Below are 19,792 nucleotides of genomic sequence, written 5' to 3' on the forward strand. Positions count from 1 at the left end.
AGAGGTCGCGGAATCTATTTCAAAATATTTACAGTAGCAATTGCCAAGAATTCTCATTTGCGTCTTTTTTACAATATTTACACTTGTCATGACGGGTCGTCGGCAGCCCTCGCGAATCCGCTTGTAAGTATCAAATGAAAATCACTACTATCCGCGCCATTTTCCCATCCGGAGGCCGATGACCATGCTCCTGCGCATACCCGGCGTATTCACCCCCGACGAGGCCGCCCGCATCCGCGAGGCGCTGGAACAGGCTGACTGGATGGACGGCCGCATCACCGCCGGGCATCAGTCGGCGAGGGCCAAGCACAACGAGCAACTGGTGGAAGGCCACCCCCTGGCCAAGGAAATCAGCGCCGCGATGCTGCAGCGCCTGTGGAGCCACCCCCTCTTCGTTTCCGCCGTGCTGCCGCTGAAGGTCTACCCGCCGCTGTTCAACCGCTACTCGGGTGGCGGCACCTTCGACTACCACATCGACAATGCCATCCGCCGCATCCAGGGCAGCCCGGAGCAGGTGCGCACCGACGTCTCAGCGACGCTGTTCTTCAGCGAGCCGGACAGCTACGACGGCGGCGAACTGGTGATCCAGGACACCTACGGCACCCAACGGGTGAAGTTCGCCGCCGGCGACCTGGTCATCTACCCGTCCCACAGCCTGCACAAGGTCGAGCCGGTGACCCGTGGCGCGCGCATCGCCTCGTTCTTCTGGACCCAGAGCATGGTCCGCGACGACGGCCAGCGCACCCTCCTCTACGAGATGGACCAGGCCATCCAGAGCCTGACCCGCGACGTACCGGACCACCCCGCACTGGTGCAGCTGACCGGTAACTACCACAACCTGCTACGCCGCTGGGCGGAGCTCTGAGCATGGCCTTCGTCCTGCGCCGCCAGGAGACCCTGGACGCCCAGGCCCTACAGGAGCGCCTGGCCGGCGAACCCCGTGACGTCGCCCGCAGCCTGCTCGCCGCCGCCCGCCAGGGGGCGCCGGAAGCCCAGGCGCTGCTGGGGCAGATCCTCCTCGACGGCCAGGGCATAGAGCGCGACCCAGCATTGGCGCGCACCTGGTTCGGCATCGCTGCCGAACAAGGCCACGCCATGGCGCGCAACATGCTCGGCCGCTGCCTGGAGCACGGCTGGGGGGGTGAACAGGACCTGCCCGGCGCCGCCCATCACTACCGCCTGGCGATGCAGCAAGGCCTCGATTGGGCCGCCTACAACTACGCCGGGCTGCTGGCCACCGGGCGTGGCGTCGAGCGCGACCAGGCCGCCGCCTTCGCCCTCTACCTGCAGGCAGCCGAAGCCGGGCACGCCAAGTCGATGAACCTGGTGGGGCGCTACTTTGAAGAAGGCATCAGCGTGCCGGTGGACGCCCAGCAGGCGCGCGAGTGGTACCGCCGCTCGGCGCTGGCGGGTGATTTCCGCGGTCAGTTCAGCCATGCCGCGGTACTGACCGAAGCCGGTGAGCTGAACGAAGCCCTGCATTGGCTGCGCGAAGCCCTGGTCGGCGGCAACCTCAATTTCCTTCGGGTCGCTCGCACCAGCCTGGCCAACGCGCGACAGGCCGAGCTGCGCGAGCTGGCCCTGGCCTATCACCAGCGCGCGGCGGAGCTGGGTGACGAACATGACGGGCAGGCACTGCGGGATTACCAGGCACCGAGCACGGCCGTTGCAGCGCCCCTCCCGGGCTGAAGCCCGGGCTACGACCCGGCAACGTCAGGTCAGCAACCCGATCAGCGCCAGCAAAGGAGCGCTGGCCAGGGGCAGCCAGGCCGCCAGGCGTGGCCGGTACGGCAGCAGCAGCACCAGCCCGAACCCTGCCACGGACAGCATCCCGAACCAGCCCACCGGGCCCATCGCCCAGCCCCAGGCGGCAACGCTGGCGACCAAGCTCAAGCCCAGCGCCAGCCAACCGCCAACGCGCAGGCCGCGACGCAGCAGGGGGGCCGGCAACCGCTGCCAGACCTGCTTGAAGTGCCGCTCCATGCCCATGCACAGCGCCAGCATCCCGCCGTAGGCCAGCCAGAGTCCGGCGAAGAAAGCAGTCGCCATCTCAGTTCACCTCCGCCAGCTTGCGTGCCGCCCGCGTTGCCACCGGTTGCCCGGTTTTCCTGTGCACCTTCAGCGCGGTCCAGGCCAGCAACAGGCCGCAGCCGCAAGCGGTGAGCTCCAGCAACAGCCGGGTCCGCTCGGCCCAGGGCGCCTCCAGGGTCATGGCGCTGGCCAGGGGCAGGCCCAGGCAGAGCAGCGCGGCCAACCCCAGTTGCTCACGCCAGGCCACCAGGCTCGGGCGCAGCCAGGCATGCCCCAGGCTCAGGGCCCAGATGGCGAAGAACACCCGGGTTTCCCAGTGACCGCGCTGGGCCAGCTCCACCGGCAGCAGACGGTTGGCCCAGAACAGCCCGATGCAGGCCAGGGTCAGGCCCGCCACCACGGCCACGTTCACCGGCTCGGCCACCCGGTAGAACGCAGCCGCCAGCGCGCCCTCGGCATCGGGGCGGCGACTGCGCTTGACGTTGAACAGCACCAGCCCGGTGGCGATCATCGCGCTGCTCACCAGGCCACAGACGAAGTACAGCCAGCGCATCGGGTAACCGCCGAACTGGGCGAAATGCAGCCCTGCCATCACCCGCTGGGTGAGCGGCGCCGGCCGGCTCTCGCTGGGCATGCGCAGCACCTTGCCGGTCACCCCGTCGAACAGCATGCTCTGGCCCTTGGTCAACTCGATGCGGTTGCCCAGCACCGGTCGCGCCTCGATGCGCGCATCCACCCGCCCCGGGTTGCGGATGGACAGACCAGCGACCGGTCCGAGCACCCGGGTCGCCTCCTCCAGCAATGGGCCGAGGTCGGCCAGCTCGGCGCGCGCGACAACCTCGTGCCCTGTCCCGTCGCCCTGCCCTTGCGGCCTGCGCCCCTGGTGCTGCTCGCCCCCCTGTGGCCCGCGCCCGAAGGCCGCCTCGCGGTTGCCGTCGAACAGCGCATCCAGCGCGGCAGGCATGTAGATCAGGTAGAAGATCACCAGGCCGGTGTAAGTGATCATCAGGTGGAAGGGCAGCACCAGCACACCCGCCGCGTTGTGCGCATCCAGCCAGGAGCGCTGCCCCTTGCCCGGACGGAAGGTGAAGAACTCCTTGAAGAATTTCTTGTGGATGACGATCCCGCTCACCAGTAGCGCCAGCATCGCCATCGCCGCCAGGCCCACCAGCCAGATGCCGATGTCGCGCGGCAGGTCGAGGGTGAAGTGGAAGCGGAAGAAGAACAGCCCGCCCGCCGTATCCCGGGCCTCGATGCGCTCGCCACTGCGCGGGTCGAGCTGGAGGCCGCCGCCACGGCGCTGCTCGCCGGCGGACACGCCGAGACCGGGCGAACGCTCCGTGGGCAGGGCGATGTTCCAGGCTTCGGCGTGCGGGTGATGCAAGGCGAACCAGCCCAGGGCGACACGCGCCGCGTCCACCTGGCTCACCTCGACCGCCGGTATCTCCGGGCGCAGCCAGGTATCGATCTCCTTGTCGAACACGGCCAGGGTGCCGGTGAGGAAGATGGCGAACAGCAGCCAACCGAAGACCAGGCCGCTCCAGGTGTGCAGCCAGGACATGGAGTGGGTCAGGGTGCGTTTCATCCCAGGCGCTCCAGCAGTTGCGGCCAGAAGCCGATGCCCGCCAGGGGCAGCGCCAGCGCGGCGCCGCCCCAGGCCCACCAGGCATCACGGGCGGCGAAGGCCCAGAGAATGGCCAGGGTGTACAGGGCGAAGCTCGGCAGGGTGGCGACCACCATGGCGTCCATCGGGTGCAGCGGCAGCAGCCGCCCCAGCGCCGCGGTCAGCGCGTAGGTGAAGGCGTAGCCCCCCACCAGCGCAGCCAGCACGCGGGAGGTGACGGGCAACCAGGTGGGCAGGGTCATGGTGCGTTCCTCATCGTTGGTTCTCCGGCGGGCGGGCATCTCCGGCCACCACGCCCAGTTGCAGCCAGGCTGGCAGCGTGCGGGCTTCAAAGCGCTGCCAATGCCCGGCGGCGTCTTCCACCTGCCAGCCGTGGCGGCGCAACAGCGCCAGGGCGGTTTCCCGCAACAGGCTGCCGCGCAGCTGCGGGTGCTCCAGCAGCACCCGGGCGCAGGCCATTTCCAGGGGGCTGGCCGCTACGGGGGCACCCAGGCTGGGCGCCGCCAGGTGGCCATAGCCCTCGCCAAGCAGTGCACCCTCGGCCAGCAAACGGTTGAGGCCCTGACAGCGCTCGGCGGCCACCGCGCCGGTCAACATGGGGTGGGCGTGGCCGGCCCAGGCGAGCATCTGCAAGGCACGGTTGAGGCCGGACAGCTGGCTGGCCAGGGCCGGGCGACTTGCCAGTTCGGTGAAGCGCTGCGGCCCTTCGGCTAGGGCCTGGAGCAGCGGCGAGAACAGCGTCGCCTCGCCCTCCACCGGGCCGATACGGGTATCGAAGCGCAGCGCGCCCTGATCCGGCGCATCGGGCGTGCCGGCCCAGCAGCCATCCAGCAGCGCCTGGCGGTGTTCCTCCGCGCTCAGTGCGCGCGGGGTACGCACATAGAGGTCGCGGCGTAGCGACTGGTTGCAGCCCATGTCCCGTGCCGACTCCCGCTGCGCCACATCGTCGAGCTCGGCCAGCAGCGGCAGGCAATGGCCGGGCACGGCGAGTTCGTCGATGTTTTCCAGTGGCGTGGCGCTGCCGACGAAGGTGCAGCCAACGGCAGCGAGGGATTCGATCACCTCGGCCGAATGCAGGGGCGCCCAGTGCTCACACAGCAGCTCGTGGGCGAGGAAGGCCAGGTCCTGCCCGCGGCCGGACGCCAGGCGCCGCGCCACGTCGGGGTGCTCGATGAAGTACCCGGCGCCCGCCACCTGCCAGCGTTGCAGGGCGTCGAGGGCGATGCGCAGGCGCTGTACCGGGTCACCCTCGGCGCGCTGCGCGGCCTGCCAGATGAAGCGCTGGGCGCTGACGAAAGCCGACAGCCCGGGGTGGCTCATGTAGGCGAGGTAGAGCACGCCACCCGGTTTAAGGCGGCGCTCGACGAAACGCAGGATGGCCGCGCGGCTGGCCGGCGACACCCAGGAGAACACCCCGTGCAGGGCGATGAAATCGAAGGCCTCACCACCCTCCTCGTCCGCCAGCTCGACGAAGCCAGCCTGGCGGAAGACCAGGTTGTCGAGCCCCGCGGCCAGCGCCAGGCGTTGTCCGTGGTCGATGTGACGGGCGTTGAAATCCACCGCCAGGAAGCGCCCGGCGGGGTTGGCCGCCGCCAGCAGCAGGCTGTTCAGGCCCTGGCCGCAACCCAGCTCGCAGTAGCTGAAACCCGCGCCCGGTTCGGGCGCACGCTGGCCCAGGGCGGTGAGCACTGCCGCCAGCCAAGTGGGGGACAGCTCCGGGTGCACCTGGTGCGGGTAGGGGAAGTCGGCCAGGTAGCCGTCATTCCATAACTTCATGTTCGAGCCCTGATGAAAAAACTCTGCCAGGCAAGGCCTGGCAGAGCCGAACGCCCACCACGGGGGTGGGCAAGGAGCGCGGTTCAGAACGAGGCGGTGACCGATGCGAAATAGGCGCGGCCTGGTTCGTTGTAGGTGTTGGCACCGGCGTCAGCGGCGTTGCCCTCACGGTAGATGCGCTTGTCGAAGAGGTTGTTGATACCCACCCGCACGCTGTAGTTCTCGCTGAACTCGTAGCCGGCGCTGACGCCCATCAGGCCGTAGGGGTCGACGTCCTTCTGCGCGGCGGTGGCATAGGCCTGGTTGGTGCGCTGGTTGAGCGCGGGGGCCTCCTGCTTGCCGTAGTAGGTGCCGTTGAGCTGCAGGGACAGCTGCTCGGTGGCGTACCAGTCCAGGGTGCTGTTGAGGGTGTACTCGGGGATGATGCTCAGCGGCTCGCCGGTGTCGCGATCCTCGGACTCGATCATGTAGGTGAAGTTGGTGTTCCAGTCCAGGCTCGGAGTCAGGGCGATGAAGAAGTTGCCCTCGATGCCCTCGACCACCGCCTTGCCGGCGTTCTCCCACTCCTGTACCCGGCGGCCGTTGCTCAGGCGGTAGAGGAAGTCGTTGCTGCCGATGATCTTGTTCTTGTAGTCGTTGCGGAAGTAGGTCGCGCTGGCGCGCCATTGGCCCATGTCCAGGGCGAGGCCGATTTCCTTGTTGATGCTGGTTTCCGGCTTCAGGTCCGGGTTGCCCACCAGGTAGCAGCCACCGGTGTTGGTCTGGCCGGCGTTGCAGCCGTTACCCATGCTGTAGAGCAGGTAGTTGGGGTTGGACTGGTAGAGGTTGGGCGTCTTGTAGGCCCGTGCGATACCGCCCTTGAGGGTCAGCACGTCGGTCAGCTTGTGGGAGGCGTTGAGGCTGGGGCTCCAGTTGCCGCCGAACTCCTCGTGCTCGTCGTAGCGCAGCCCCGGGGTGACGATGGTGCGGCTGCCCACTTCGATGTTGTCCTCGGCGAACAGCGCGAAGCTGCGGGCGTCGGTCTTGGTGTTGCCCCGTGCGAAGCCCGCCAGGGCCGGCAGGCCCGAGCTGCCGGGGTCGAAGCTCTGGGTGCGCAGGGAGCCCGGGTCGTTGAGGGTCTCGTAGAGGTACTCGCCGCCCAGGGTCAGCACCTGCTCGAAACCAAGGCTCAAGGGCAGGTTCACCTCGCCGCTGGCGCGGGTGTTGCGCAGCCGGGAGGTGAAGGCGCCAGCGCCATCGGAAGGGGCGCCTTCGGAGCTGCCGGCCAGGCCTTCGTTGAGGCGCCAGTTGCGGGTGTAGTCGTAGGCCAGGCTGGCCTCGGAGGTGCCCCACTCGAAGTCACCGCGGTGGGTCAGCGCGTAGGCGCTGCGCTGCATCACGTTGGTCTCGGAGCCCACCAGGCTGCTGACGAAGGCCGCGCCATTGTTGAGCATGGTGTCGCCGGCGAAGATGTTGCCCTGGCGGCTGTAGCTGGCCTCCAGGTCAAGAGTCTGTTCCGGGTTCAACTGCCAGCTGAGCAGGCCGTTGATGTCCTTGTTGCGCACGCCTTCGCGGCCGGCCACCAGGGAGGTGGGGTCGCTCTGGTGGCTGGCGTTGATGTCGGCGTCGTCGGCGTCGGTCTTGCTGGCACCGCCGTAGAGGCGGAAGGCCAGGGAATCGGTCAGCGGGCCGCTGAGGTTGAAGTTGGTGCGGCGGCCGGCCCCCTCGGCATCGTCCTCGGGGAGGATGGTGTAGACGGTCATGGAGCCGCGCAGCTCTTCGGTCGGGCGCTTGGTGATGATGTTCACCACGCCACCCATGGCACCGGAGCCGTAGCGAGCCGCCGCCGGGCCCCGGAGGATCTCGATGCGTTCCACCTCTTCGGCCGGCACCCAGTTGGTTTCGCCACGGGTGTCGCGGTCGCCGTTCCAGCCGTAGCGCACGGCGTTGCGCGAGGTCGAAGGCTTGCCATCGATGAGGATCAGGGTGTTTTCCGGGCCCATGCCGCGCAGGTCGATCTGGCGGTTGTTGCCACGGTTGCCGCTGGTGCTGTTACCGGTGAGGTTGACCCCCGGCTCGCGGCGGATGATGTCGGACAGGTCGTTGGCCGGCGGGCGCTTCTTGATGTCCTCGGCGGTGATGATCGACACGCCCGGTGCCTGCTTCAGCTCTTCCTCGGCGGTACCCAGCACGTGGGTTTCGCCGAGCTCCAGGGCCTGGCCGTGTTCCACCGGCTGGTCGCTGGTCGCCACAGCCTGCTCATCGCTATCCAGTTCGATGGTGTCGGCCAGCGCCGGCATCGGGGCCGAAGCGGCCAGCACGGCCAGGGTCAGGTGGTTGAGCTTGAATCGGGGTTGCATGTCGAGCACTCCTGTTGCAAGGGCGAGCGCAGGACAGCAGGCGGGACGAACGGCTCGTGGCGGGTGGGCCATGGAGCCTGGAACCATTCGGCATGCCCCGCAGTCCGCGCGGGTCGGCGCAAATGGTATTTATTCCTATTTGAGAGTAAAGCTCATTTACAATCTATACAGTTGCCAACCGCAGGTTCAGGCGCAGCCCTTCGCCAGTATTCTCCGCCCATAGGTCGCCGCCTTGGGAGCGCATGGCGCCCCGCGCGATGGCTAGGCCGAGGCCGAATCCCTCGCCGCCCGGGCGCGCCGCGCAGAGCCGCGTGAAGGGGCGGAAGATGGTTTCCAGCTGGCCGTCGCCGACGCCGCCGCCCTGGTCCTCCAGCCACAGCTCCCAGTAACCGTCCTGCAGTTGCCCACCGAGGCGGATCACCCCGCCCGGCGGTGAATGGCGAATGGCGTTGCGCAGGATGTTCTCCAACGCCTGGGCGAAACCATTGAGGTTGCCCAGCACCCGACACTCCGGCCCCAGGTCGCACACCAGCTGCCGGGCCGGCCAGCCGCTCTCGTAGCAGGCGTTCTCGCAGATCACACCCCACAGCGAGCGCACCTCGATCTCCTCCAGGGGCAGCTGTGGGCGCTCGGTGTCCAGCCAGACCAGTTCCAGGGTGTCGTCCACCAGTTGCTGCATGCTCTGCACCTCGCGCTCCAGGCGTTGGCGCAGGCCTTCCACGTCCAGCTCGCTCTCCCCCGCTACGCGCAGGCGGCTGAGGGGGGTTCGCAGTTCGTGGGACAGGTCGCGCAGCAGCTGGCGCTGGAAGGACACGGTGTTCTCCAGGCGCCCGGCCATGTGATCGAAGGCGCGGGCCAGCTCGCCCAGCTCGTCGCGACGGCGGCTGACGCTGGGCGCCACACGGGTGGACAACTGGTCGCCACGCAGCGCGTTGGCCTGTTCGCGCAGATGGCGCAACGGCGAGATCAGCAGGCGGTAGAGCAGCAGGCACAGCAGCAGCGCCAGCAAACCGGGGACCACCTTCTGCGCAAGGAAGAACAGCACCGGTCGCGGCCCCCAGGGGCTGAAGCGCTCGGGCAGCAGCATCACCAGCTGCGCACGCCCCTCGTCGAAGGGGATGCTCAGGGTGCGCGGCTCAGCCGACTGGCGCCCCATCGGCCACTCCAGACGACGCATGAAACTCAGGCGCTGGCGCTGGTCATCGGTGATGGCGCGGCTGCCGAGAGGGAACAGGTGCGAATCGAGCAGCAACGCCCAGCTGCCTTCGCGCTGCTCCAGGCTTGCCTGGAAGGCGTCGACACCCGCGGCACCGCCCTGCTTCCAGGCCTGCTCGGCCTCCTGTGCATAGCCCCGCAGCACCTGGCGGGCATCATCGGAGAGGAAGGAAGTGCGCTGGCCGATCATCTGGCCGAACGACAGCGTCAGGGCGATCATCACCAGACAGAAGCCGACGAGGATGATCGCCAGCTTCCAGAACAGCGAATGGCGGCCAGGCATCAGCTTTTCCCGTTGGTCAGCACATAGCCCTTGCCCCAGACGGTCTCGAGCCGCCAATCGGCATAGTCGAGCCGCGCCAGCTTGCGGCGGATGTGGCTGACGTGCATGTCCAGGCTGCGGTCGTGCTGCGAATAGGCGCGATGCAGCACATGCTGATAGAGGAAGGCCTTGCTCAGCGCCTCTTCCATGTGCCGCGAGAAGGTCACCAACAGGCGGAATTCGGTAGGCGTCAGATCAGCCCACTGGCCTTTGTAGACGACGTCCGAGCGCGCTTCGTCGAACTTCAGCTCAAGCTCTTCGCTGGGCTGCTCGGGTTCGCGGCGCTCATAGGCCACGCGACGCAGCACCGCATCCACCCGCACCTGCATCTCCACCATGCTGAAGGGCTTGGGCAGGTAGTCGTCGGCGCCCTGGCTGAAACCGGCGATGCGATCCTGCTCGGCGCCCAGCGCCGACATCAGGATCACCGGCACGCCACGGCGACGGCGCAGCTCGGCGAGCACTTCCAGGCCACTGCGGCCGGGCAGCAGGATGTCCATGAGGATCAGGTCGAAATCCTCGGCGCAGGCCAGGCCCAGTCCCTCGTCGCCGTTCTGCCGCAAGGTCACGTCGAAGCCGCGACGGCCGAGATGATCACAGAGGTGAGCAGCCAGTACGGGATCGTCCTCGATGGCGAGGATGCGGGCGCTCTGAGGGGTACTGCCGTTCATGGGAACCACCAGCAAATGCGAATAATTCGTTAATAGAATCGCATTTTGGCAAATTGCAAGCGGGATTCCCATCTATAAGCGAGAGGATTCCGACCGCCCGAGTCGCTACACTCCCGGCATTCACCTTCGCAAGGAATGAGCGTGTACAAGGATCTAGGCATCAAGGGCCGCGTTCTGCTGCTCACCCTCCTGCCCACCAGCCTGCTGGCCATGGTGCTGGGTGGCTACTTCATCTGGGCGCAGCTTTCCGACATGCAGGCGCAACTGCTGCAACGCGGGCAGATGATCGCCGAGCAGCTCGCACCGCTGGCCGCCCCCGCCCTGGTGCGAGGTGATGCGGTGCTGCTGGAGCGCATCGCCGACCATGCGCTGGACCAGCCTGATGTGCGTGCAGTGAGCTTCCTCAGCCTCGAGCGCGCGCGCCTCGCCCACGCTGGCCCGAGCATGCTCAACAGCAGCCCGGACAACGACGGCAGCCACCTCAGCCTGACCAGCAACACCGACGCCACGCGCTTCATGCAGCCGGTGTTCGAGCGCCACCGGGTGCTTTCCGGCGACACTGCGAAACTTGGCAACGACCAGTTGCTGGGCTGGGTGGAGCTGGAGATGTCCCACCACGGCACCCTGCTCAAGGGCTATCGCAGCCTGTTCGCCAGCCTGCTGCTGATCACCGCCGGCCTCGCCGTCACGGCCCTGCTCGCCCTGCGCATGAGCCACCAGATCAACGAACCGCTGCGGCGCATCAAGCAAGGCGTGGCGCTGCTCAAGGAAGGTCGCCTGGAAACCCGCCTGCCGCAACTGGGCAACCACGAGATGGACGAGCTGGCCGGCGGCATCAACCGCATGGCCGAGGCCTTGCAGAGCGCCCAGGAAGAACTGCAGCACAACATCGACCAGGCCACCGAAGACGTCCGCCAGAACCTGGAAACCATCGAGATCCAGAACATCGAGCTGGACCTGGCGCGCAAGGAGGCCCTGGAGGCGAGCCGGATCAAGTCCGAGTTCCTCGCCAACATGAGCCACGAGATCCGCACCCCGCTCAACGGCATCCTCGGCTTCACCAACCTGCTGCAGAAGAGCGAGCTGTCGCCGCGCCAGCAGGACTACCTGTCGACCATCGAGAAATCCGCCGACAACCTGCTGGGCATCATCAACGAAATCCTCGACTTCTCGAAGATCGAGGCCGGCAAGCTGGTGCTGGAGAACATCCCCTTCAACCTGCGCGACCTGATCCAGGACACCCTGACCATCCTCGCCCCCGCCGCCCACGAGAAGCGCCTGGAGCTGGTCAGCCTGGTCTACCGCGACACCCCGCTGCAGCTGGTAGGCGACCCGCTGCGCCTCAAGCAGGTGCTGACCAACCTGGTGAGCAACGCCATCAAATTCACCCGCGAAGGCACCATCGCCGTGCGTGCCATGCTCGAGGACGACAGCGATGCCGACCTGGTGCAGCTGCGCATCAGCGTGCAGGACACCGGCATCGGCCTCTCCGACGAAGACCTGCGCGCGCTGTTCCAGGCCTTCAGCCAGGCCGACAACTCGCTGTCGCGCCAGGCCGGCGGCACCGGGCTGGGACTGGTCATCTCCAAGCGCCTGATCGAGCAGATGGGCGGCGAGATCGGCGTGGCCAGCACCCCGGGCGAAGGCTCGGAGTTCTGGATCAGCGTCAGCCTGCCCAAGGCCCGCGATGACGCCGACGACCTGCCCAAGGCCCTGCTGGCCGGACGTTACGCCGCCGTGTTCGAACCCCAGGAGCTGGCCCGCCAGGCCCTGCACCACCAACTGGAGGATTGCGGCCTGGAGGTGCAGGACCATCCCAGCCTTGATGCCCTGCTGGAGGCGGTGGAAACCCAGCGCAATGGCCCCCGGGCCGTGGCCTTCGCCGTCATGGGCGTTACCGCCCGCGAACTGCCGCCCGATCGCCTCAGCCAGTACATCTGGGACCTGGAGCAGCTGGGCTGCAAGAGCTTGGTGCTCTGCCCCACCACCGAACAGGCGCTCTATCACCAGGTGCTGCCCGACTCGCACAACCAGCTGCAGGCCAAGCCGGCCTGCACGCGCAAGCTGCACCGCGCCCTCACCGGCCTGGTCAGCCCGCGCCAACAACCCCGCCTGGAAGCGCCGCAGCCGCAGAGCACCCGCGCGCCGAAGATCCTCTGCGTGGACGACAACCCGGCCAACCTGCTGCTGGTGGAAACCCTGCTCGGCGACATGGGCGCACTGGTGACGGCGGTGGACAGCGGTTATGCCGCCGTCGAGGCCGCACAACAGCACAACTTCGACCTGGTTCTCATGGACGTGCAGATGCCCGGCATGGACGGGCGCCAGGCCACCGAGGAAATCCGCCGCCTGGAAGCCGGCAGCGAGTTGAGCCCTGTGCCCATCGTCGCCCTCACCGCCCACGCCCTGGCCAACGAGAAACGCGCCCTGCTACAGGGCGGCATGGACGACTACCTCACCAAGCCCATCGGCGAGCGCCAACTGGCCCAGGTGGTGCTCAAATGGACGGGCCTGAGCCTGCACAGCCCCGCCCCCGACCGCAGCGCCGAACACCCGACCAACGACGATGAGCCCAGCGTGCTGGACCCGGAAGAAGGCCTGCGCCTGGCAGCCGGCAAGGCCGATCTCGCCGCCGACATGCTGGCGATGCTGCTGGCCTCGCTGGCCGCCGACCGCCAGGCCATCCGCCAGGCACTGGACAGCGACGACCACGCCACGCTGCTGGAGCGCGTGCACCGCCTGCATGGCGCCACCCGCTACTGCGGCGTGCCGCAATTGCGCGCGGCCTGCCAGCGCAGCGAAACCCTGCTGAAGAAGAACGACCCGGCCTACCGCCAGGCCCTGGACGACCTGGACGTGGCCATCGTCCGCCTGGCCGGGGAAACCCGGGTCAATGCCTGAACCGACCTGATGCAAGGCGCATGTTGCCTGGCCACGCAGACGGCCGGGCAACGCAAGGAGAGCCGATGCGTACCATCCTTTTCAGCAGCCAGAGCTACGACCGCGACAGCTTCCTCGGCGTCGCCGCCGGTATCGAACTGCACTTCCAGCCAGCCCGGCTGACCCTGGACACCACGGCCCTGGCCAACGGCTTCGACGTGGTCTGCGCCTTTATCAACGACGACCTATCCGCGCCGGTGCTGGAGCACCTGGTGGCCGGTGGCACGCGCCTGATCGCCCTGCGCTCGGCCGGCTACAACCATGTCGACCTCAAGGCCGCCCGCGAGCTCGGCCTCACCGTGGTGCGGGTGCCGGCCTACTCGCCCCACGCCGTCGCCGAGCATGCGGTGGCGCTGATCCTCGCCCTCAACCGACGCCTGCACCGCGCCTACAACCGCACCCGCGAAGGCGACTTCAGCCTGCACGGCCTCACCGGCTTCGACCTGGTGAACAAGCGCGTGGGCGTGGTCGGCACCGGGCAGATCGGCGAAACCTTCGCCCGCATCATGGCCGGCTTCGGCTGCCAGCTGCTGGCCTACGACCCCTTCCCCAACCCGGCGGTGGAAGCCCTGGGCGCGCGCTACCTGCCCCTGGATGAGCTGCTTGCCGAGAGCGACATCATCAGCCTGCACTGCCCGCTCAACGACGCCACCCGCTACCTGATCAACGCCGCCAGCCTGCAGCAGATGAAACCCGGCGCGATGCTGATCAACACCGGACGCGGCGCACTGGTGGAGACCCCGGCGCTGATCGAGGCGCTGAAAAGCGGCCAGCTCGGCTACCTGGGCCTGGATGTGTATGAAGAGGAAGCGAACCTGTTCTTCGAAGACCGTTCCGACCTGCCGCTGCAGGACGATGTGCTGGCGCGGTTGCTGACCTTCCCCAACGTCATCGTCACCGCGCACCAGGCCTTCCTCACCCGCGAGGCGCTGACGGCCATCGCCCGCACCACCCTCGACAACATCGCCGCCTGGGCCGCCGGGCGGCCGTGCAACCAGGTCGACACCTAGGCCGTGTTAGCATGCGCGGCGCTTCTGGAGGACCTATGGCCGAACACGATTTCCGTTACAACCTGCTCAACCCCGCTCACACCCTCAGCGAATGCCGCGCGCTCGCGCCGGGCCGCTATCAGGTCACCGGCACCGGTGGCTCGATCCAGAACGGCGACACTCTGGTCGTCACCCTCAAGGGCAGCCGCGACCTGGCCATGCGCCTGGAAGTGGAGAAGGTCCGCCACCTGATCAACCCGCCCGGCCAATGGCTGGCCGTGGCCAAGGGCCCGGTGTTCAAGGAGCTGTCCATCCTCAACTGGCACGTCGACTGCGACGCCTGCGCCAAGCGCCTGGACTTCGAGTTCGCCGTCGACTCCAGCCTGGGCAAGGCCGCGCAGGCCCCCGCCGCCGAAGCGCGCATCACCGAGCTGGGCTGGGTGAACAGGGACGGCAAGCACCTCTGCCCGCAATGCCGCAAGGAGACCCCATGAACCACAATGCGCTGATCCTCGGCCTCGCCGCCGCGACCCTGGCGGGCTGCGCCAGCGAGGGCCCGAGCATCGAGACCGAACGCACCTACCAGGTGGAATGGATCGGCGAACGCCCGCTGATCGACAACAGCCACCTGACCATCACCCTCGGCCGCGATGGCCGCGCCTACGGCAACGCCGGCTGCAACCACTGGTTCGCCTCCTACGAGCTGAAGGACGACAGGATCAGCTTCGGCCCCGCCGGCAGCACCCGCAAGATGTGTGCACCGGCGCTGATGGAGCAGGAACAGCGCTTCCTCGACGCCCTGCCGGGCGTGCAGCGCTGGGACTTCTCGGCGATCGAACAGCTGCGCTTGTGGCCCGCCGAAGGCAAGCCGCTGCGCCTGTGGCCGGAACGCTGAGTTTCAGAAGAGCTTGAGTTGCTCGGCGACGCCCTGCAGGTCCTGCAGGCGCACGCCGACGCCGATCAGCCGCACCGGTTTGTCGCCGCGCGCGAAGGCCGCCCCCAGCAGCAGCTTGTAGCTGTCCAGATCACGCCCGGCGCCCGCCTGCTCCAGGGTGGTCTGGGAGAAGTCGTGGAATTTCAGCTTCACGAACGGCTTGCCCGGTTTGTAGCTGGAATCCAGCCGCTGCAGGCGCCGCTGCAACTCCTCGTAAAGCTCCGGCAGGCGCTCCAGGCACGCGCCCAGGTCGGGCAGGTCCTGATCGAAGGTGTTCTCCACGCTCAATGACTGACGGCGACTGTCCACCTGCACCGCGCGCTCATCGACGCCCCGCGCCAGCCCATACAGGCGCTCGCCGAAACTGCCGAACTCGCGAGCCAGAGCCACGCGGCTCCACTCGCGCAGGTCCACGCAGTTGATGACGCCGAGGCGGCCGAGCTTGTCCGCCGTGACCTTGCCCACCCCATGCAGCTTGCTCACCGGCAGCTCGGCGACGAAGTCGTCCACCTGGTCGGGCGTGATCACGAACAACCCATTGGGTTTACGCCAGTCGCTGGCGATCTTGGCCAGGAACTTGTTCGGCGCTACCCCGGCCGAGACGGTGATGCGCAGCTCCTGCCAGACCCGCTTGCGGATCTCCTGGGCGATGCGTGTGGCGCTGCCACTGAAGTGCGGGCTCTCGGAAACGTCGAGGTAAGCCTCATCAAGGGACAACGGCTCGATGATCTCGGTGAAATCACGAAGGATGGCGTGGATCTCCCGCGAGGCCTCACGGTAGGCGTCGAAGCGCGGGCGCACGATCAGCAAGTCCGGGCACAGCTTCAGAGCGTGATGCGACGACATGGCCGAACGCACGCCATAGGCGCGCGCCTCGTAGTTGCAGGTAGCGATCACCCCGCGCCGATCCGCCGAGCCGCCGACCGCCAGGGGCCGGCCAGCCAGCGACGGGTCGTCACGCATCTCGATGGCTGCATAGAAGCAGTCGCAATCTATGTGGATGATCTTCCTTTGACTCATGAACGCCTGATACCGATGGAGCGAAGGAAGCACGCTCGGGCGGGCGAATGCCGCCGGGGGCCTCCGCGAACGGGAGGCGGCAAATTCTAGCTGATTTGTCCGGCGGGTTTCAGGGGGCGGACAGCCAGGACTTCAGGGCCCGAGCGTGGTGCTCACACCAGAGTTCCGGGCGGGGGTCGGGCGTGCGCCAGGTCCTCATATAGAGGTCATGGGCGGCGTCCACCTCATCGATAGCAGGCAGACGCGCCGGGTCGGTCCACAGCAGCAGGCGGGCGAAGGCGGCAGCGAGCACGTCGTCATGCTCCAGCGCGGCGCGCACCCGCTCATCCACCGGCGGCACCTGGCGGGCATCGCACACCGCCACGGCCAGGTCGCGGGTGACCGGGCAACGCAGAACGAAATGCACCATCTCGTCGGGCGAGCCTGACTGCCAATAACTGTGGGGCCCGCCTTCGGCCAGGGGGCGCTTGTCCAAGCCGCTTTCCTGCAAGGCGATGGCGAGCAGCATCAACTGCGCCTCGGGGCTATTCATCTCATCGGGCAGCAGGGACAGGGCCGGCTCAAGGACGAGGCGGCAAAGGGAATCGAGGGTCATGGGAACTCCACAACTAAGCGCCCCGGCGAAACAGGGCGGCAGGTATAAGGCCGGCGCGCCGAAGGGTGCGCCCCGAAAGCCGGGGCAGTATCGCCAGCGCCCTGCCCGCTACAACGCCCTCGAACCGGAATCAGCCTGAGCCTACCGGTGGCTGGAAGTTTCCTACAGGCACCGCCCGGTACTCTCGACCAGCGGCCAGGAAATGGATTTCCTGTCGCCCTCGGGGCTGGTTCCCCGTTCCGGCCCCGAGGTTTCCCCCAACTGCTCTCCTTTACCTGTAATCCCCCTGTCAAAACCCTGTAAAACTGCACGCCACTAAGGCTGCACGGGTACCTGACCGCACGGTCCACGCTAAGCATCTGAAGAAAAAACACTTTTTTCTGAATCAGGCGTTGACAGGGTGAATTAAATCGCTAGAATGCCGACCCACAGACGCGGGATGGAGCAGTCTGGTAGCTCGTCGGGCTCATAACCCGAAGGTCGTTGGTTCAAATCCAGCTCCCGCAACCAAATACGGAAAGGCCACTCGAAAGAGTGGCCTTTTTCGTTTGGGCGTCTTTTCTTAGGCTATAGCCGCTCCTCCCTCGGTCAGGCCATGAGCCATGGAAAATATTGCATGACGGGGCTTGGAACTTGCCCGCGCTGCCCACATCCTGTGGCGCACATTGCATGAGGTGCTCGATGCGCGCCAACTCCACCGCTGAAAACCCGCTCCCCGAAGATCCCACCCTGCAGGACGAACCTGCGCAACTGCGCTGGCTCGACCGCATAAGCGCCTACCGACAGCCCATCGGGCTGGCCTTTACCCTTCTGCTGTTCACCATCGGCCTGGTCGCCTGCTGGCACCTGCTGCGCGAGCTCGACCCCGATGCGCTGCGCACGGCGGTGCGGGATGTGCCCGGCACCAGCCTGCTGATGGCCATCGGCGCCACGGCGATCGGCTTCGTCGCGCTGATGGGCTACGAGTGGTCCGGCTGCCGCTTCGCCGGGGTCAAGCTGCCCTTCCCGCGCATGGCCCTGGGCAGCTTCTGCGCCACCGGTATCGGCAACGCCATCGGCCTGTCGGTGATCACCGGCGGCTCGGTGCGCTACCGCCTCTACAGCCGCGACAACGTCGGCACTGGGGATATCGCCCGCATCACCCTGTTCGCCAGCCTGGCCCTGGGCAGCGCCCTGCCGCCCCTGGCCGCCGTGGCCGCGTTGAGCGACCTGCCGGCCGCCGCCCAGGCCCTGCGCATTTCCACCACCCTGGTGGCGATCATCGCCAGCGCGGTGATCGCGGCCACCGTCATCGCCGTGCTCTGGCTGTCGCGCCTGCGCGAGCCGGTGGCGCCGACCCCGGGCTGCGTGAACATCCGCATCGGCCATCGCACCCTGCGCCTGCCGGGGCTGAAGCTGTCGGCGCTGCAGTTGTTGATCACCCTGATCGATGTCTGCGCTGCCGCCGCCGTGCTCTATGTGCTGCTGCCGGAAGCGCCGCCCCTGGGTGCCTTCCTGCTGGTCTACCTGCTGGCCCTGGCCGCCGGCGTGCTCAGCCACGTGCCGGGCGGCGTCGGTGTCTTCGAGGCCGTACTGCTGGCAGCCTTTGCCGGCCAGCTCGGTGCAGCGCCCCTGGCCGCCGCGCTGCTGCTCTACCGCCTCATCTATGTGGGCCTGCCGCTGATCCTCGCCTGCCTGCTGCTGCTGGCCAACGAGGCGCAGCGCTTCCTGCCCGCCGGGCGCCAGGCGGTACGCGCCGCCTCCGGCCTGGCCGCGCCGGTGCTGTCGCTGATGGTGTTCCTCTCCGGCGTGGTGCTGCTGTTCTCCGGCGCCACCCCGGCCATCGACACCCGCCTGGAGCACCTGAGCTTCCTGATCCCCCATCGCCTGATCGACGCCTCGCACCTGGCCGCCAGCCTGGTGGGCGTACTCTGCCTGCTGCTGGCCCACGGCCTGCGCCGGCGCCTGTCGGCGGCCTGGGCGTTGACGGTGATCCTGCTGCTGGCCGGTGCCGGCCTGTCGATGCTCAAGGGCTTCGACTGGGAAGAAGCCAGCCTGCTGGTGCTCACCGCCATCCTCCTGGCGATGTTCCGCAACGCCTTCTACCGCCCCAGCCGCCTGCTGGAGATGCCCTTCTCGCCGGTCAACCTGGGTGCCAGCGCCTGCGTGCTGGCGGCGTCGCTGTGGCTGATGTTCTTCGCCTACCAGGACGTGCCCTATAGCCATGAGTTGTTCTGGCAGTTCGCCGTGGACGCCGACGCCCCGCGCACCCTGCGCGCGACCCTGGGCAGCGGCCTGTTGCTGGCCGGCCTGGCACTGATCTGGCTGCTGCGACCGATCCCCCTGGTGATCCACGAGCCCACCGAGGAAGAGCTGCTCAAGGCCAGCGAGATCGTCAAGGCCTCCGGCCAGCCCGACGGCGGCCTGGTACTCACCGGCGACAAGGCGCTGCTGTTCCACCCCGAGGAGGACGCCTTCCTGATGTTCGCCCGTCGCGGGCGCAGCCTGGTGGCGCTGTTCGACCCCATCGGCAAGGCCAACCACCGTGCCGAGCTGATCTGGCAGTTCCGCGACCTCTGCGACGTGCACCACGCGCGCCCGGTGTTCTACCAGGTACGTGCGGAGAACCTGCCCTACTACATGGATATCGGCCTCAGCGCCCTGAAGCTCGGCGAAGAGGCGCGGGTCGACTTGCGCCGCTTCGACCTGGAAGCCAAGAACAAGGCCATGAAGGATCTGCGCTACACCCTCAGCCGGGGCCAACGTGACGGCCTGTCGATGGAGATATTCGACGCCGGGCTGGCGCCCCTGGAGACGCTGCAAGCCATCTCCGAAGCCTGGATGCAGGGCAAGCAGGTGCGCGAGAAGGGCTTCTCCCTGGGCCGCTTCGACCCGGACTACCTCAAGCACTTCCGCATTGCGGTGGTTTCCTTCGAAGGCAAGGCCATGGCCTTCGCCAACCTGCTGGAGACCAGCAGCAGCGACCTGGCCAGCCTGGACCTGATGCGCGTGCACCCCGAAGCGCCCAAGCTGACCATGGAATTCCTCATGCTCAACCTGCTGCTGCACTTCAAGGAGCGCGGGCATGAACGCTTCAGTCTGGGCATGGTGCCCCTGGCCGGCCTGCAGCCGCGCCGTGGTGCGCCGCTGACCCAGCGCCTGGGCGCCCTGGTGTTCCGCCGTGGCGAGCAGTTCTACAACTTCCAGGGCCTGCGCCGCTTCAAGGACAAGTTCCAGCCCGAGTGGGAGCCGCGCTACATGGCAGTGCCCGCCGGCCTCGACCCGCTAGTGGCGCTGGCCGATACCGCCGCGCTTATCGCCGGCGGCTTCACCGGACTGGTCAAACGCTGAGGGAAC

The 19,792-nt window shown here is 67.6% G+C and carries 16 protein-coding genes and 1 tRNA gene; 8 read left to right on the forward strand and 9 right to left on the reverse strand.

What is annotated here, in order from left to right; all coding sequences use genetic code 11:
* Positions 1–184: 184 nt before the first annotated feature.
* Together PI990_RS24305 and PI990_RS24310 are read left to right on the forward strand one after the other, a co-directional pair.
* Positions 185–865, forward strand: a complete 681-nt coding sequence (locus tag PI990_RS24305; protein ID WP_184488101.1) for a Fe2+-dependent dioxygenase — start codon at positions 185–187, stop codon at positions 863–865.
* A gap of 2 nt (positions 866–867) precedes the next feature.
* Positions 868–1,689 (forward strand): tetratricopeptide repeat protein, encoded by an 822-nt coding sequence (locus PI990_RS24310; protein ID WP_271658711.1) that lies wholly within the window; start codon positions 868–870, stop codon positions 1,687–1,689.
* A gap of 24 nt (positions 1,690–1,713) precedes the next feature.
* Here the strand turns inward: PI990_RS24310 and PI990_RS24315 are convergent, their stop codons facing one another.
* The 7 genes from PI990_RS24315 to PI990_RS24345 form a co-directional block, all read right to left on the reverse strand.
* Complete coding sequence (locus PI990_RS24315; protein WP_271658712.1) at positions 1,714–2,049, reverse strand: DUF3325 domain-containing protein; 336 nt, start codon at positions 2,047–2,049, stop codon at positions 1,714–1,716.
* Between the two features lies 1 nt (position 2,050).
* Positions 2,051–3,616 (reverse strand): PepSY-associated TM helix domain-containing protein, encoded by a 1,566-nt coding sequence (locus PI990_RS24320; RefSeq protein WP_271658713.1) that lies wholly within the window; start codon positions 3,614–3,616, stop codon positions 2,051–2,053.
* Positions 3,613–3,897, reverse strand: a complete 285-nt coding sequence (locus tag PI990_RS24325; RefSeq protein ID WP_271658714.1) for an iron transporter — start codon at positions 3,895–3,897, stop codon at positions 3,613–3,615. The genes PI990_RS24320 and PI990_RS24325 overlap by 4 nt, the downstream gene beginning before the upstream one ends.
* Positions 3,898–3,907: 10 nt before the next feature.
* Positions 3,908–5,431 (reverse strand): class I SAM-dependent methyltransferase, encoded by a 1,524-nt coding sequence (locus tag PI990_RS24330; RefSeq protein WP_271658715.1) that lies wholly within the window; start codon positions 5,429–5,431, stop codon positions 3,908–3,910.
* 83 nt (positions 5,432–5,514) lie between these two features.
* The gene (locus tag PI990_RS24335; RefSeq protein ID WP_271658716.1) at positions 5,515–7,770 is read right to left on the reverse strand and encodes a TonB-dependent siderophore receptor; all 2,256 of its coding nucleotides are present in this window, start codon (positions 7,768–7,770) and stop codon (positions 5,515–5,517) included.
* Positions 7,771–7,933: 163 nt separating this feature from the next.
* Entirely contained in the window at positions 7,934–9,268 is a 1,335-nt protein-coding gene (locus PI990_RS24340) for a HAMP domain-containing sensor histidine kinase (RefSeq protein ID WP_271658717.1), read from the reverse strand.
* Positions 9,268–9,978 (reverse strand): response regulator transcription factor, encoded by a 711-nt coding sequence (locus PI990_RS24345; RefSeq protein WP_021221471.1) that lies wholly within the window; start codon positions 9,976–9,978, stop codon positions 9,268–9,270. Before PI990_RS24345 ends, PI990_RS24340 begins: the two co-directional genes overlap by 1 nt.
* A 141-nt stretch (positions 9,979–10,119) precedes the next feature.
* On the opposite strand from PI990_RS24345, the gene PI990_RS24350 reads away from it, so the two are divergent.
* The 4 genes from PI990_RS24350 to PI990_RS24365 all read left to right on the forward strand — a co-directional run bounded on the left by PI990_RS24350 (position 10,120) and on the right by PI990_RS24365 (position 14,802).
* Positions 10,120–12,879, forward strand: a complete 2,760-nt coding sequence (locus PI990_RS24350; RefSeq protein WP_021221472.1) for an ATP-binding protein — start codon at positions 10,120–10,122, stop codon at positions 12,877–12,879.
* Between the two features lie 65 nt (positions 12,880–12,944).
* The gene (locus PI990_RS24355) at positions 12,945–13,928 is read left to right on the forward strand and encodes a 2-hydroxyacid dehydrogenase (protein WP_271658718.1); all 984 of its coding nucleotides are present in this window, start codon (positions 12,945–12,947) and stop codon (positions 13,926–13,928) included.
* A 35-nt stretch (positions 13,929–13,963) separates the two neighbouring features.
* Positions 13,964–14,401, forward strand: coding sequence for a hypothetical protein (locus PI990_RS24360; RefSeq protein WP_021221474.1), 438 nt, complete (start codon positions 13,964–13,966; stop codon positions 14,399–14,401).
* On the forward strand, positions 14,398–14,802 hold the full coding sequence (locus PI990_RS24365) for an META domain-containing protein (RefSeq protein ID WP_184487707.1): 405 nt from the start codon (positions 14,398–14,400) through the stop codon (positions 14,800–14,802). Before PI990_RS24360 ends, PI990_RS24365 begins: the two co-directional genes overlap by 4 nt.
* Positions 14,803–14,805: 3 nt before the next feature.
* Here PI990_RS24365 and dinB read toward each other — a convergent pair whose 3' ends face one another.
* Positions 14,806–15,861, reverse strand: coding sequence for a DNA polymerase IV (gene dinB / locus PI990_RS24370; RefSeq protein WP_271658719.1), 1,056 nt, complete (start codon positions 15,859–15,861; stop codon positions 14,806–14,808).
* A gap of 109 nt (positions 15,862–15,970) precedes the next feature.
* On the reverse strand, positions 15,971–16,456 hold the full coding sequence (locus tag PI990_RS24375; RefSeq protein ID WP_271658720.1) for a hypothetical protein: 486 nt from the start codon (positions 16,454–16,456) through the stop codon (positions 15,971–15,973).
* A gap of 433 nt (positions 16,457–16,889) precedes the next feature.
* On the opposite strand from PI990_RS24375, the gene PI990_RS24380 reads away from it, so the two are divergent.
* Together PI990_RS24380 and mprF are read left to right on the forward strand one after the other, a co-directional pair.
* A tRNA-Met gene (locus tag PI990_RS24380) sits at positions 16,890–16,966 on the forward strand.
* A 171-nt stretch (positions 16,967–17,137) separates the two neighbouring features.
* The gene (gene mprF / locus PI990_RS24385; RefSeq protein WP_271658721.1) at positions 17,138–19,786 is read left to right on the forward strand and encodes a bifunctional lysylphosphatidylglycerol flippase/synthetase MprF; all 2,649 of its coding nucleotides are present in this window, start codon (positions 17,138–17,140) and stop codon (positions 19,784–19,786) included.
* Positions 19,787–19,792: the final 6 nt, after the last annotated feature.

The sequence above is a fragment of the Pseudomonas sp. TUM22785 genome, from assembly GCF_028198105.1.
GTDB lineage: Bacteria > Pseudomonadota > Gammaproteobacteria > Pseudomonadales > Pseudomonadaceae > Metapseudomonas > Metapseudomonas solani.

Bases quoted from the DNA above. Each gene is read 5' to 3' on its own strand.
- PI990_RS24365 (WP_184487707.1), top strand. From the start codon at position 14,398: ATGAACCACAATGCGCTGATCCTCGGCCTCGCCGCCGCGACCCTGGCG.
- PI990_RS24325 (WP_271658714.1), bottom strand. From the start codon at position 3,897: ATGACCCTGCCCACCTGGTTGCCCGTCACCTCCCGCGTGCTGGCTGCG.
- PI990_RS24360 (WP_021221474.1), top strand. From the start codon at position 13,964: ATGGCCGAACACGATTTCCGTTACAACCTGCTCAACCCCGCTCACACC.
- PI990_RS24315 (WP_271658712.1), bottom strand. From the start codon at position 2,049: ATGGCGACTGCTTTCTTCGCCGGACTCTGGCTGGCCTACGGCGGGATG.
- PI990_RS24345 (WP_021221471.1), bottom strand. From the start codon at position 9,978: ATGAACGGCAGTACCCCTCAGAGCGCCCGCATCCTCGCCATCGAGGAC.
- mprF (WP_271658721.1), top strand. From the start codon at position 17,138: ATGCGCGCCAACTCCACCGCTGAAAACCCGCTCCCCGAAGATCCCACC.
- dinB (WP_271658719.1), bottom strand. From the start codon at position 15,861: ATGAGTCAAAGGAAGATCATCCACATAGATTGCGACTGCTTCTATGCA.
- PI990_RS24330 (WP_271658715.1), bottom strand. From the start codon at position 5,431: ATGAAGTTATGGAATGACGGCTACCTGGCCGACTTCCCCTACCCGCAC.
- PI990_RS24305 (WP_184488101.1), top strand. From the start codon at position 185: ATGCTCCTGCGCATACCCGGCGTATTCACCCCCGACGAGGCCGCCCGC.
- PI990_RS24355 (WP_271658718.1), top strand. From the start codon at position 12,945: ATGCGTACCATCCTTTTCAGCAGCCAGAGCTACGACCGCGACAGCTTC.
- PI990_RS24310 (WP_271658711.1), top strand. From the start codon at position 868: ATGGCCTTCGTCCTGCGCCGCCAGGAGACCCTGGACGCCCAGGCCCTA.
- PI990_RS24340 (WP_271658717.1), bottom strand. From the start codon at position 9,268: ATGCCTGGCCGCCATTCGCTGTTCTGGAAGCTGGCGATCATCCTCGTC.
- PI990_RS24335 (WP_271658716.1), bottom strand. From the start codon at position 7,770: ATGCAACCCCGATTCAAGCTCAACCACCTGACCCTGGCCGTGCTGGCC.
- PI990_RS24320 (WP_271658713.1), bottom strand. From the start codon at position 3,616: ATGAAACGCACCCTGACCCACTCCATGTCCTGGCTGCACACCTGGAGC.
- PI990_RS24375 (WP_271658720.1), bottom strand. From the start codon at position 16,456: ATGACCCTCGATTCCCTTTGCCGCCTCGTCCTTGAGCCGGCCCTGTCC.